Origin of the sequence: Leuconostoc gelidum subsp. gelidum KCTC 3527, assembly GCF_000166715.1 — a bacterium.
In the GTDB taxonomy this organism is placed as follows: Bacteria; Bacillota; Bacilli; order Lactobacillales; family Lactobacillaceae; genus Leuconostoc; species Leuconostoc gelidum.
In genome coordinates, this window is sequence record NZ_AEMI01000006.1 from 17,196 (window position 1) to 31,074 (window position 13,879).

General features: G+C 36.4%; 11 protein-coding genes and 1 pseudogene. 10 read left to right on the forward strand and 2 right to left on the reverse strand.

Annotated elements, in window-relative coordinates; all coding sequences use genetic code 11:
* Positions 1 to 21 precede the first annotated feature (21 nt).
* The 4 genes from EUI_RS0101955 (at position 22) to EUI_RS0101970 (ending at position 5,328) form a co-directional block, all read left to right on the forward strand.
* A complete protein-coding gene (locus tag EUI_RS0101955; RefSeq protein ID WP_010015692.1) occupies positions 22 to 606 on the forward strand; it encodes a DNA-3-methyladenine glycosylase I in 585 nt (194 codons plus the stop codon).
* 104 nt (positions 607 to 710) lie between these two features.
* Positions 711 to 2,204 carry a Ppx/GppA phosphatase family protein gene (locus EUI_RS0101960; RefSeq protein WP_010015694.1) on the forward strand — a complete coding sequence of 498 codons (1,494 nt, stop codon included), beginning with the start codon at positions 711 to 713 and terminating at the stop codon, positions 2,202 to 2,204.
* Entirely contained in the window at positions 2,204 to 4,348 is a 2,145-nt protein-coding gene (locus EUI_RS0101965) for an RNA degradosome polyphosphate kinase (RefSeq protein ID WP_010015695.1), read from the forward strand. The genes EUI_RS0101960 and EUI_RS0101965 overlap by 1 nt, the downstream gene beginning before the upstream one ends.
* Entirely contained in the window at positions 4,345 to 5,328 is a 984-nt protein-coding gene (locus tag EUI_RS0101970) for a Ppx/GppA family phosphatase (protein WP_010015696.1), read from the forward strand. Before EUI_RS0101965 ends, EUI_RS0101970 begins: the two co-directional genes overlap by 4 nt.
* 189 nt (positions 5,329 to 5,517) lie before the next feature.
* Here EUI_RS0101970 and EUI_RS0101975 read toward each other — a convergent pair whose 3' ends face one another.
* Positions 5,518 to 6,153 carry a YigZ family protein gene (locus EUI_RS0101975; RefSeq protein ID WP_010015697.1) on the reverse strand — a complete coding sequence of 212 codons (636 nt, stop codon included), beginning with the start codon at positions 6,151 to 6,153 and terminating at the stop codon, positions 5,518 to 5,520.
* Positions 6,154 to 6,170: 17 nt separating this feature from the next.
* Between EUI_RS0101975 and EUI_RS0101980 the strand changes: the two genes are divergently transcribed.
* The 3 genes from EUI_RS0101980 to hpf all read left to right on the forward strand — a co-directional run bounded on the left by EUI_RS0101980 (position 6,171) and on the right by hpf (position 8,745).
* On the forward strand, positions 6,171 to 7,448 hold the full coding sequence (locus EUI_RS0101980; protein ID WP_010015698.1) for a DEAD/DEAH box helicase: 1,278 nt from the start codon (positions 6,171 to 6,173) through the stop codon (positions 7,446 to 7,448).
* A gap of 256 nt (positions 7,449 to 7,704) precedes the next feature.
* Positions 7,705 to 8,115: a ComF family protein gene (locus EUI_RS10720; RefSeq protein WP_224156179.1), complete on the forward strand. Its 411-nt coding sequence runs from the start codon at positions 7,705 to 7,707 to the stop codon at positions 8,113 to 8,115.
* An 81-nt stretch (positions 8,116 to 8,196) separates the two neighbouring features.
* Complete coding sequence (gene hpf, locus EUI_RS0101995; RefSeq protein WP_010015703.1) at positions 8,197 to 8,745, forward strand: ribosome hibernation-promoting factor, HPF/YfiA family; 549 nt, start codon at positions 8,197 to 8,199, stop codon at positions 8,743 to 8,745.
* A gap of 265 nt (positions 8,746 to 9,010) precedes the next feature.
* On the opposite strand, the gene EUI_RS0102000 is transcribed toward hpf, so the two are convergent.
* Positions 9,011 to 10,411 carry an APC family permease gene (locus EUI_RS0102000; RefSeq protein WP_010015705.1) on the reverse strand — a complete coding sequence of 467 codons (1,401 nt, stop codon included), beginning with the start codon at positions 10,409 to 10,411 and terminating at the stop codon, positions 9,011 to 9,013.
* A 120-nt stretch (positions 10,412 to 10,531) separates the two neighbouring features.
* Between EUI_RS0102000 and EUI_RS0102005 the strand changes: the two genes are divergently transcribed.
* The 3 genes and pseudogenes from EUI_RS0102005 to EUI_RS09995 all read left to right on the forward strand — a co-directional run.
* A complete protein-coding gene (locus EUI_RS0102005; RefSeq protein ID WP_010015706.1) occupies positions 10,532 to 11,116 on the forward strand; it encodes a nucleoside/nucleotide kinase family protein in 585 nt (194 codons plus the stop codon).
* Positions 11,117 to 11,438: 322 nt separating this feature from the next.
* Positions 11,439 to 12,635, forward strand: coding sequence for an aminotransferase class I/II-fold pyridoxal phosphate-dependent enzyme (locus EUI_RS0102010; protein ID WP_010015707.1), 1,197 nt, complete (start codon positions 11,439 to 11,441; stop codon positions 12,633 to 12,635).
* Between the two features lie 193 nt (positions 12,636 to 12,828).
* A pseudogene (locus EUI_RS09995) lies at positions 12,829 to 13,879 on the forward strand (PTS transporter subunit IIC); the annotation flags it as partial.

The following is a 13,879-nucleotide window of genomic DNA, read 5'->3' on the forward strand; positions in this document are numbered from 1 at the left end:
CCCAATGAAAAGGGTATTGAGATGGTTACAAAAAAGATAATTCGTTGTCAATGGGTTGCCAAGTATGAAGTTACTGATGATATGACAAAATATCATGATCAGGAGTGGGGGCAACCATTGCGGGGGGATGATCGGCTGTTATTTGAGTTATTGACATTGGAAGTTTTTCAAGCAGGATTGAGTTGGGAAATTTCACTAAAAAAAAGACCAGGATTGAAATTAGCTTTTCATAATTTTGACATTGTACAAGTGAGTCAAATGACAGAGGGAAATGCCCTAGATCTAAAAACAAACCCTAATATTATTAGAAATGGTTTAAAAATTATGGCAACAATTAATAATGCACGTGCCATAAAACAGGTGCAAGGTGAATTTAATAGTTTTTCGAATTACATATGGCAATTTACTAACAATAAAATAATAGATAACCAGGTTATAACCAATCAAGATGTGCCGGCACAAAATGCCTTATCTCAAACTATTGCGAAGGATATGAAGAAAAGAGGATTTAAATTTTTAGGTCCTGTAATTGTTTATTCATATTTACAAGGGATAGGTATTATTAATGATCACGAAAAAACTTGTTCGTTTAAGTATCAGGATTGAATTAAAATATATTATAAAATTAATTCTTTACTGGATTTATAAGTTCGTAAAGTTATATGTATGATAAACTTAGGGTAGCGTATACGTTAGAGGTAAAGGTGAATATGGCGAAATTAGAGGGCATCGTATTACTGAATTCCAGCACAGCTGCATTACAAATTATCGATACTAAAACTGGGAACAAAATTGAAAATGTTACTCGAGAATTTAGTGAAAGTGATATTAATACACCGACGTTTTCAATCGAAATTATGCGACGCATATTAGATCAAGTGCAACGTTTTCGACAATTATTACGCGACTATGGTGTTCGTGATATACGATTATTTGGTAGTGAAGCATTATCACAAGTTAAAAATGCAGTATATTTTGCAGACCAAATTGAAAGTATAACTGGTCTTAGCATTAATTGGTTAAACGGTAATCAAGAAAGTTATTATCGACAACTTGCTGTCCGTCATGCACAGGGTATCCAGCATACATCGTTAATTGAAAAAAATGCCTTTGTACTTGGCATGAGTTCAGGTCGCATTGATTTGGGATATTTTGAGAAAAATCGTTTTGAATTTTCTCAACACTCATCCGTAGGACCAGTTAAACTAGCACAATCAATTAATGCTATGTCAGTTGAAGTTGCACAGGAAAAAGCTTTGGCGGGTGAGTTTATTAGCAGTAAATTAGCGGATTTTTGGCATATGTTGCCACCATTTAAACATACTGAAACTTTAATCTTACTGGGTGCCGACTCAGCGCAGAATATATTTTTACCAGAAAATCAGCACTGGATTGTTGTGTCAAAAGATCAGTTGCAAAATGTCATTGATGATTTAGCAAGTATGAATGATCAGGCAATTATTGAGAAGTACGCTGTTAATTTAAATGACGTACCCTTTGCATTGACAGAGATGTTACTATTAATGAATGTTATGGTCGCAGTTGGTGTCAATACCTTACAAATTAGTGATTTAACTGTATTAGATGGTTTGTCAGTCACTGATAATCATGCTGAAGATGACATTATTACTGCTGCACGTGGTATTGCTGATCGTTACATGGTGGAAGAAAAGCATCGTGAAATTGTGTTGGTTTATGCCAGACAGTTGTTTGATCGTTTGAAAAAAATTCATCATTTGAATAAACGTGATCGGTTATTATTGGGGGTTGCGGCTTTAGTACATGATGTCGGTGGTTTTATTAATTCTCAGAAACACTATCAGTATTCAGAAGAAATTCTTGAAGGTATTGATTTTCATGGCCTATCTACCTCCGAGCAACGCATGATTGCAGCCATAGCTAGATATCACAGTGCCGAGACACCAGATAATGCCTTACGTACAGTGCAGGATTTTTCACCACAACAACGATTGCGTATTGCAAAGCTAGCATCCTTATTACGGTTGGCCGATGCTTTGGATGACAGTCGCCTGCAAAAAATCAGTAAATTATCAGTATCTATCGCTGATGATCAGATTACCATTATAGGGCAGACAATTGTTGATTTACAACTCGAAATCTATGTATTTGCTCAAAAAGCAAAATTTTTTGAAACAGTATTTGGCTTGCCCATTGTGTTGAAACGACAAAGGAGAAGAGGCTAATGGTTGATTTTAAACGTGCAAAATATTATGTCAATCGTGAAATCAGTTGGTTAGCATTTAATGATCGGGTGTTAGAAGAAGCACGAGATGTTCAAAATCCATTATTTGAGCGTGCAAATTTTTTGGCAATCACGCAAAAAAATATGGATGAATGGTTCATGGTTCGTGTTGCTAGTTTACAACAACAGGTCATGATTGGACACGATAGAGTAGATGCAGCTGGTTTGACACCAACAAAGCAATTAGATGAAATTTCAAAGGTTGCCGGAGAACAAATTAAAAAACAATATCAAGTGTTAACTCGTAGTTTATTACCTGCACTGAGACGTGAAGGCTTTGAAATATTACATGCCGACGATTTAACGGCCAATCAAATACAATTTTTGAAACGCTTTTTTGATCAAGAATTATTGCCGGTTTTAACACCAATGGCAGTTGACACAACACGACCATTTCCTTTTTTAGCAAACGACACATTAAATATAGGTGTGCGTCTTAAAAAATCCGAAGATAAGATAGAAAAGTATATTGCTGTATTGCAAGTACCTGAAACTTCTGGCCGTGTCATAGCATTACCAGAGAAGAATCAGTATATTTTAATTGAAGATATTGTTCAGCTGTTTTTGCCTTCTTTATTTCCAGGTTATGTCATTAGAGAATCAACGGTATTTCATGTTATTCGAGATATGGAATTAGATATAGCGGATGATGAGGATACGCCAAATATTCTTCAAGATGTACAATCTAAATTGCAAGAACGAGAACGTGGTCGCATTATTCGGGTAATTTTTTCGCGAACAACAAGTTCATCATTACGGATAAAATTAATCAAGTTACTACATGTTGATGAGTCTCGTGCATATATGGTTAATGGGCCAATTGATTTAACATTTTTGAATGTGTGGCTGAAATTTATTCATGCACCAGATCTAAAGTTTCCACCATTTAAAGGTTATAACAATCCAAATTTAGCACCAGATAAATTGTTTAATAGCATTAAGCATCAAGATTATTTATTACATCATCCTTATGACTCTTTTAAACCAGTGATTGAATTTATTCAAACTGCTGCAAAAGATGATCAAGTACTCGCCATTAAAATGACATTGTACCGTGTATCCGGTAAATCTCCTATTGTTAAAGCGTTAGGTGAAGCTGCACAACGTGGAAAACAAGTCACAGTTTTAGTTGAAATTAAAGCCCGCTTTGATGAAGAAAATAATGTGCATTGGGCACGAGAACTAGAGCGACAAGGTGTACACGTAGTTTATGGGTTGCGAGGATTAAAAACTCATGCAAAAGTTGTCTTAGTTGTACGGCGAGAAGATGATACAATTCGACGATATGTCCATTTGGGAACTGGTAATTATAATGACGTAACAGCTAATTTTTATACAGATTTAGGACTATTAACCAGTGATTCAGAATTAGGCGCAGATGTTGCATCGATCTTTAATATTTTAACTGGCTACTCAGACCCAGGTTATTTTCATCAATTACATATGTCGCCGGATGGTATCCGTGAATTTATTTATGAACAAATTGATAATGAAATTGCGAATGCAAAGGCAGGTAAAGCTGCTGGTATTAAGATGAAGTTTAACTCATTATCAGATGAACGTATGATAAGACATTTGTATCAAGCTAGTCAAGCGGGAGTTAAGGTATCATTAATTATTCGAGGAATTACTATGTTGAAAGTTGGGATACCAGAGGTTAGTGAAACAATTGAAGTACATTCGATTGTTGGCCGATTCTTGGAGCATAGCCGTATTTACAGCTTTGAAAATGACGGCAATCCCAAAGTTTACTTGTCATCAGCTGACTTAATGACTCGTAATTTGGATAGACGCGTTGAACTACTTTTCCCACTCAAAAATGATCGCTTACGTGACAAAGTATTATCTATTTTTCAAACTATGTGGCATGACAATGTTAAAACACGTGTGTTACAACAAAATGGTAGTTTTGAGAAGAAAGATCGCCGAGGTGTTATGGCTCTTGATGCACAAGAAATGTTTACAAAAGATATTTTAGTACAGCAAAATAATCAAATGAAACAAGAACAACTAGCGGCAACAAAGCAAAGATTTGAACCGTTGAACAATCCGTTTATTAATGAAGAGTATGGAGGCGAAGAATGACAGTCATTGCAGTGATTGATTTGGGATCTAATTCAGTACGGATGACGGTTAGTCGTTATCATCATGATGGTTCTTACGAAGTTTTAGCAAGATTTCAAGAAATGGTCCGTCTATCAACTGGTATGGGGCCGGATAAAGTACTGCAACCCGAAGCAGTTGCACGTACTTTGACGGCTTTGAATAAATTCAAACAAGCTTTAAAAGTTTACGATAATGATAAAGTAGAGATACATGCCGTTGCGACAGCTGCGGTGCGACAAGCAAGCAATCAAGCTGAATTTTTGATTGCATTTAAGAAAGAAATGGGTTTTGAACTAAATGTGTTAACCGGTGAAGAAGAGGCACATTTTGACTTTGTTGGTGTTATCAATACATTCCCGATTAATGATGCTTTGATTTTAGATACCGGGGGTGCATCATCAGAGTTAATTTTGGTTCGTAACAAGCAGGCAGTGCACGCTGTCAGTTTACCAGTTGGTGCGGTTAACATCTCAGAAAGTTATTTGGAAAAAGATCATATATCAGCTGGTGCATTATTTTCAGCAATAGTTGCCTTAAGACAACTATTTGGCGACATATCATGGCTTCGTGAATCAATTAATATGCCTTTGATTGCACTTGGTGGTAGTAATCGTACGTTAGCAAAAATCAGTCGAAAAAAAGAAAAAATTCAAGGAATGGCAGTTCACGGTTATCATTTAAATGTTGGTGAAGTTGCGTTGATTTATCAAAATATCTTAAAAAAAGATCTTGAAGAACGCAAAAAAATGCCGGGGCTTGCGAAGGAACGCGGTGATATTATTGTTGGGGGGTTGCTACCTTTAGTTGAGTTGCTTCTGTTTACTGAAGGTCAGCAAGTTATTTTTTCACAAAGTGGGTTACGTGAAGGCATACTCTTTGAACAAATTGCGACAAATACAGGACACAATGTTGTGTCACCAGAACCAGCAGCAATGACTATAGATACAGAAGATTTGTAATTTTTACTTATTTTTTCTATGATTCATTCAATTTATGTCATACGTAAAAAGCCGCTAAACCCTTAGCTTAAAAGGTTTAGCGGCTTTTTATTAAATAATGATCCACCCGGGAGTCGAACCCGGATCTCAAGAACCGGAATCTTGTGTGCGATCCATTACACTAGCAGATCATAACTATTCAATTATAGCCTATTTAACTGGAAATTCAAAGAAAGTTTCTTCACCAATTTCAAATGTTACTTGTCCAGCAAGTAAATCATTTAAGGTTACTTGAAATTTAGGAATAGTATCAGTTGATACGGGCACGATAATATGGACAGCCGTATCGTATTGGGTGTTCATAACTTGGTAATCGTGGCTAGTTAGCCAGTAGGTGAGCATATCTGCACTTTTGTAATTTACTGTAATAGTTACTTTTAAACGAGTCAACCGTGAAACTAATCCAGCAGCTCTAACACCATCAGCTACTGTTCCGGCGTAAGCGCGTATTAAACCACCAGCGCCTAATTTAACACCACCAAAGTAGCGTGTCACGACTGCGACAACATCATGTAATTCATTTTTTTGTAGCACTTCTAGCATAGGAATACCAGCTGTACCACTAGGTTCGCCGTTGTCCGAATAGCGTTTAATTTGATTATTCTCACCAAGTGTGTAGGCGAAGACGTTATGATTTGCCTTGTCATGTGTTTTAGATATTTGATCAATAAATAAACGGGCATTATCTTCTGAAGTAATACGAGCGATATTTAAAATAAAGCGTGATTTTTTAATATTTTGTTCCCAAAAAAAATTATTTGGGGCGATTGTGATATAGTTAGCCATAAATCGTATTATACAGTATGAAATCATATTATGGTCGACAACTTGTTCACGCAAAAGCAAATAAAGTACCAGAAAACATCATATCTTCAGCTGCATTTATAGGCAATGTTTGTCAACGATGTGGTCAGAATGTTCATGGTAAATTACCAAATGATCATTTTTATTGTCGAGCTTGTTTAGCGTTAGGGCGAGTGAGTTCGCTTGATGTCCTTCTTTCTTTTCCCGAACCTAATCATTTTGATGGTAACGATATTTTATCTTGGAATGGACAATTAACACAACAACAAAAAGTAGTTAGTGATGAATTACTTGAGACATTATCACGGCAACGTGAACATCTTGTTTGGGCAGTGACTGGTGCAGGTAAAACTGAAATGTTATTTCCAGTTATTCACCAAGCCTTGTCACAACAATATCGTATCGCTATTGTTTCACCGCGAGTTGATGTTATCCTTGAATTAACACCACGGTTACAACAGGCTTTTTCACAAACTGACAAAGTCGTTTTACATGGCGCACAAACTGAAGAGTATCGCTATACACCACTTGTTTTAGCCACAACACATCAAATGTTGCGTTTTAAATCAGCATTTGATTTATTAATTGTTGATGAGGTTGATAGTTTTCCGTATGCTGGGGATCAAATGTTAGCACATGCGGTAAAAAATGCTCGAAAAATAAATAGTGCGGTGATTTATCTTAGCGCAACGCCAACAAAGACATTGCAACAACAAGTAAAACGGCAGTCACTAACAACCTCCTATTTACCTTTACGGTTCCATCAACATTTATTGCCAGTTTTAAAAACAGCAATTGTCGGTCCTTGGCGAAAAAAATTACCATTAAAATTTTTGCGACAGATTAAACAATTTAGTCAAACAAAGAGAAGATTTTTAATTTTTGTGCCAAAAGTATCAGATTTAGTAAGTGTATACCAAAATATAAAAAAAGATTTTCCAGACATGTTTGGAGATCATGTATATGCTGGTGACCCGAAAAGACAAGAAAAGGTTCAAAATATGAGAGACCAAATGATTCAATATCTTGTGACCACCACCATTTTAGAACGTGGCGTGACGTTTCCTGGCATAGATGTTTTGATTTTAGGTGCTGATGAAAAAATATTTAGTGAAAATGCCTTGGTTCAAATTGCTGGTCGTGTGGGTCGAAATAAAGATCGCCCAACTGGCTTAGTGAAAGCCTATATCCAACATACAAATTTTAAAGTAATGGCTGCACAGCGACAAATTAGGCAAATGAATAAACGAGGTCGACGGTTAGGAGGTCGAGTATGAGCTGTCATCTATGTCAAAATAATAGCAATAATAAATTATCATTATTACAAACATTTAATGTCATCAGAAATCAAAAAAAAAATTATGTTCAACATGCGAATTAACTTTTAGGGTAATTACAGTGGGATGTTTAGGATGTGGTAGACAACAAACAAATAACCAATTATGTCATGATTGCTATCGTTGGCAACAAAAAGGAAAAAAGTTATTAAATCATACAGCTTTGTATCAATATAATGATGCTATGCGTCAATTTATGCAACAATATAAATTTAATGGCGATTACGATTTACGTGTCATTTTTAATTGTGTGCTCAGTCAAAAAATTAATATTTTGAATGCTGATATCATCGTACCAATCCCAGTGAGTGATCACACGATGGTAACACGAGGATTTAATCAAACAACTGGACTAATTGAGGGCATACAGTACGAACAACTTCTTAAAGTGTCTGCAGGTCAAAAGTCTCATCAGTCACAGTTTAATCGGAAAATACGAATGATGAGAAAACAACCATTCATGCTGATAGAACAGGTGTCTTTAGAAGGAAAAGAAATTTTATTGGTTGATGACGTTTATACCACTGGAAATACCCTATATCATGCCGCAGATTTGTTGTACGAATGTGGCGCTAAAAATGTGAAAAGTATATCTTTATCTCGATGATTATGGAAAAATGAATATTTTGACAGAAAACGCTTACACGTATGGTATAATGAATATAGTAACTCAATGGAGGAATTAATTATGCTAGATTATAATGTACGTGGCGAAAATATTGCAGTGACTGACGCACTTCGTGAATATGTGGAGAAGCGTTTGACAAAGTTGAATCGTTACATCGAAGAAAAATCGAGTGCTAACGTTAACTTACGCACCTATAAATCAGATAATTCTGGTAAAGTTGAAGTAACAATTGTACTACCTTATGTTGTGTTACGTGCGGAAGATACAAATCCTGATTTGTATGCGGCAGTGGATGCGGTTTCTGAAAAATTAGAACGTCAAATTCGTAAGTACAAGACTAAAATCAACCGTAAGTCACGTGAAACTGGATTTAAGGGAATTGACTCTAATGATGAGATTCCGGCATCCGAAGTGGATGATGATGCCTTGCAAATTGTTCGCACAAAGCAAGTAGATTTAAAGCCAATGTCACCAGAAGAAGCAGCACTACAAATGGATTTGTTGGCACACAGTTTCTTTATTTTTAAAGACGCAGAAACTAATACCGATTCGGTTATTTATAAGCGACAGGATGGCAAGTATGGCTTGCTTGAAACAGCAGAAAATTAATTAATATAAACTATCTTTTTTATGAAGTCGCCGATCACAGATTAAACATTTGTGATTGGCGTTTTAATTTGTTAATGAGTATTTTCTTTTCAATAACAATAGTTATTGAAAAGAATCACAATAAAAAAACCATGATCTGTATATGACTCATACAGATCATGGTTTTTGATCAATAATGTGCTTACTATCTAGATTGAGGCATGTTCCGCTCTAAATTTTATACAGACACAGCCTAATTTATCGATCAGAAGCAAGATATATCGTTTTACGATAATTTTGAGTGACGAATACCATAGGCAAAATACCAAATGACACCAATAATAACCCACATAGCAAACAATTCAAGTGTTTTAGGAGGTAATTGTGTCAATAATATTAAGCTGATAACTCCGGCAATGAAGGGAATTACGGGATAACCAGGTACTTTGAAGCCATCATGTGATAAATCTTTGCGATGACGTAGGATTAAAATACCGAAGTTAATAAACATAAAAGCTAATAACGTGCCTGCGTTAATTAGGCTTGCCAAAGTGTTTAATGGAATCAGACCGGCAAAAATAGATTCAATAATAACGGCCAATATTAAAGCATTTACTGGTAAATGCGATCCAGCTGAAATTTTACCCAGCGATCTTGGCAGTAAACCGTCACGACCGAACGAATAGGTTAAACGAGATGACGCATAAATTAATGCCAATATGGCAGTAAACATACCAATTAAAGCGCCAACAGTAATAACAACTGCAAATTGTGTTTGGTGTATGGCTTGCAAAGCAAATGCAGCAGGATCATCAACACCAAGTTTTTTGTAGTTAACGATGCCGGTTAGGACAATTGAGAACAAAACATATAGTAAAGCAGAAATGATAACTGTGCCGATAATACCGCGAGCCATTGTTTTTTGCGGGTTTTTAACTTCAGCAGCGTGTGCTGCAATCGTATCAAAACCAAGAAAAGCGAAAATAATACTAGCTGTCGCAGCAGAAAGGCCACCAAGGCCACCAATACCAGATTGAAATTCCTTTGGATAAAAAGGCACATAATTAGCGTGCTTAATGAAAAAAGAACCACCAATAATAAATAGGACAAGAATAGCGACCTTTAAGATAACAGCGCCGTTTTCAATTTTTTTAGAAGCGTTTAAACCGCGTGACAAAATAATTGTTACCAGTAATATGATTAAAACGGCGAAAAGATTAATAATACCACCCTCCATTGGCCCAGACATTAATGCTTTGGGCATATGAATGTTAAATATTGTTAATAAGTTTCCGAGATAGGCAGAAAAGCCAGTAGCGATAGCTGAAACGGCCAAAAAATACTCTAAAATTAAGGACCACCCAAGTAACCAACCAATAATTTCGCCGTAAATAACGGTACCATAAGAATAAGCAGATCCAGCGACAGGCATTGCTGATGAAAATTCAGCGAAAGCCATACCTGATAATCCTGAAAATATTGCTGCTATTAGAAAAGCTACGGAGACAGCAGGGCCGGCATGTTGTGCAGCTTCATGACCAGGTAATATAAAAATTCCTGTGCCAATCACAGTGCCAACACCTAGACCAATCAAGTCACGTGTAGTTAATACACGTGACATATGAGAATCGGCTTTTATATATGTATTAACAGATTCTCGTTTAAATGCTCTTGTAAAGATAGACATAAAGTTTCTCCCATATTATTTTAATTAAACCATAACTATTATTCTAACAATTTAAGACGTCAATGTCTAACTTTGGGTGACAAGATACGTTACAATGGAAAAGGTAAGGAATTAGGATATATGAAAGACAATAAAGTATTTGTAATTACGGGTGCAACTGGTGTCGGTAAAACAACAATTGCGCGATATTTACAAGATAATTATCGTATGCCACGTGTTATTACACACACAACAAGAGCACCGCGGGATAGAGAAGTCAATGGGATATCGTACTATTTCGAAGATGATCTCACATTTGAAACAAAACACTATTTAGAGCGAGTGAAATACGCAGGGTCACAATATGGTTCATCATATGAGGCACTTGAATTTGCCTGGCAAAAAAGTCCATATATTACAATTGTACTGGACACTGCTGGTGCAATCACCTATGCTCGTGAACTTGGGAAACAGGCAGTGATTATTTTTGTTACGGTAACCAGCCCTAAAGTATTAGTTGAGCGTGTTCAAGTGCGTGGCGATGATCCAACTGCTGTTAAGCAGCGTGTCGCTTCACCAGAATTTTTGCGTGATGTCTTGTTACCGACTGAATTAAAAAATATAGCTTACGAATTGGCTAACGATGATTGGGCGAAGACAAAGGTCAGGCTTGACTTACTTGTAAATGACATCATGAACGGGCGCAGTTTGCCTCAAAAAAATTAGTAACACGATGATATTAAATGAATAGCCTGGCTTCTCGTGTCAGTAATTATTTTGTTATTGACAAATGGATTAAAAACAATTACAATTATCTCATAAATAGTTGAGGGTTTTTAACAAATGGTAAGTACGGCCAATACAATTAAAAATGAATTTTACTTTTGGTATTTTAGTTAGCCCACCGTTTACCAAGAGCATTTTACGTTGGTATTCGGATGGTCATTCACCGAGTACCGTAGTGAGTTCAGTTTGTAGAACAAACGCACATTCGGTAAATCTCGAATGTGCGTTTTTGTGAAACCAACTATGAAGAGGAGAAAATAATATGCCTAAAGCAAAAAAATCTTTATTGACGAGGTTCAACCGTAATCTAGATATGGTTCAGCCAAGTGCCATTAGGGCATTTGATAACGAAGTGAGTGGTATTCCTGATATTTTAAAATTAACATTGGGTGAACCTGATTTTAATGTTCCAGAACATATTAAACAAGCGGCTAAACTATCAATTACACAAGATGATTCTCACTATGCTGCTTCAAATGGGACACTTGCATTACGCCAAGCTATTACTGGATTTTTAGAAAATCGGTACGAATTAAAATACAATGCGGCAACTGAAATCATCGTTACAGTTGGCGCAACAGAAGCCATTTATACTGTGTTAACCTCGCTGCTGAACAAAGGAGATAAAATATTATTACCAACACCAATATTTCCATTGTATATACCAGTGACGCTTGTTGGTGGGGGAGAACCAGTATTTATTGATACCTCTAGAAATGATTTTGTATTGAGTCCGGAAATGCTCAAGGAAGCTATACAGAAATACGGTAACAGTATTAAGGCAGTTGTATTGAACTTTCCCTCAAATCCTACGGGTGTGACATATAGTGAAGAAGAAGTAAAGGCACTTGCAGATGTTTTGCGTGAGACAAATATTGTTGTTATTTCAGATGAAATTTATTCAGAATTAACATATGAAACAACGCACGTTTCGATGGCTAAATATTTGCCGGAACAAACGGTTGTGTTAAATGGTGTTTCTAAATCACATGCAATGACAGGATACCGTATAGGCTTTTTGGCTGGCCCAGCAGAATTAGTAGCTAAGTTTAGTCTGATTCATCAATTTACGATTACGACGGCTACTAACTCCGCGATGGCAGCAGCTACTGAGGCCTTGTCTACCGATCTAGGACGACAAGATACTTTGCAGATGAAAGCTGAATACCAATCAAGACGAGACTTTATCTACAAAACAATGACAGCACTTGGCTTTCAAATACCTAAACCAGATGGTGCGTTTTATATTTTTGCGAAAATTCCGACAGGTTATATCCAAGATGATTTTGAATTTTCACGTGATTTAGCGCATAAAAGTAAATTAGCAGTCATTCCGGGTGCTTCATTTGGTCCTGGAGGAGAAGGTTACATTCGGTTAAGCTATGCGGCTTCACTGGCAAATTTGCAAGAAGCAATGACGCGATTAACACAGTATATGACTGATAATAAGCTTGACTAGTATGCTTATGAATCTATGAAAAACGAGATATTATTAAGAAACAAAGAGTAGTCGATCTCATGCAATGTTTGACTGGTTAAGTGTCAACAAACATCTCAGGTTACTAGAGATACGCAATTTATTACTAACGCGCATCTGCGCATACATAATTAAGGTAAAAAATATGACTAGTACGATAATGCATGCAACAAAAATGAATCAGAAAAGTAATGGCGCACATATTAAAAAATTTATTGTAGATGTTTTAAATGGTACAAGTCTGGGGATTGTTATTACCTTAATTCCAAGTGCATTGGTTAGTCAACTGCTTTTGTTGTTTACGGGTACGCCTGTTGCAACAAAAATTGGATTCATGACAACTCTGATACAGAGTACCTTGCCGATTGTAGCGGGTTTTTCTGTTGGACAAATTTTTAAGTTATCAGCTATAGACTCTGGATCAATAGCGTTGGCAATGTTTGTCTCTTCTGGTGTGGTGACATAAACCAAAACAGGCATGTTGATCAGTGGTACTGGGGTCATTTTAAATATTTTATTAATAGCCACGCTTGCTACGGCGTTAGTAAAAACAACGACAAATATATTTGGCCATTTAAAAATGTTACTACAGCCTTTATTTGTGTTATTGGTTGCTGGTGGGATTGGTTTAATAACTTTAGGCCCTTTGCGCCAAGTGCAAACTTTAATTGGTGAAGCTGTTGCTTATGCGACAGATTTAACACCGCTATTATTAGGTGCCTTATTAGGTGGTATTTTTGCTTTCCTAATTGTATCTCCGTTATCTTCGGTGGGTATTGCTATGGCAATTAATTTAACAGGTGTTGGCTCAGGCGCAGCGAACGCTGGAATTGTTGTTGCTAGTTTTACTTTGGCAGCAATGGGATCACGAGTTAACCCTATTGGGGCAACTTTAGCACACTTTATTGGCTCCCCTAAAATTCAAATGGCTAATATGTTGACAAAACCTAAATTGTTTATACCAACGACTACTGGGGCCATGATAATGGGGATGGTTGCTACTATTCTGGACATTAAGGGCACACCATTTTCAGCAGGATTTGGTTTTTCCGGTTTGATTGGACCTTTGACAGCGTACAGTATATCTGATAAATCCTTGACAGCGATAATTAGTGTGTTGTTAACGTTCATTATTTTACCGATTGCTATTTCTTTTACACTTAAATGGCTTTTTATGACGAAATTCAAGTTAATCCATTCAGAAGATTTAAAACTCACGTTATCAT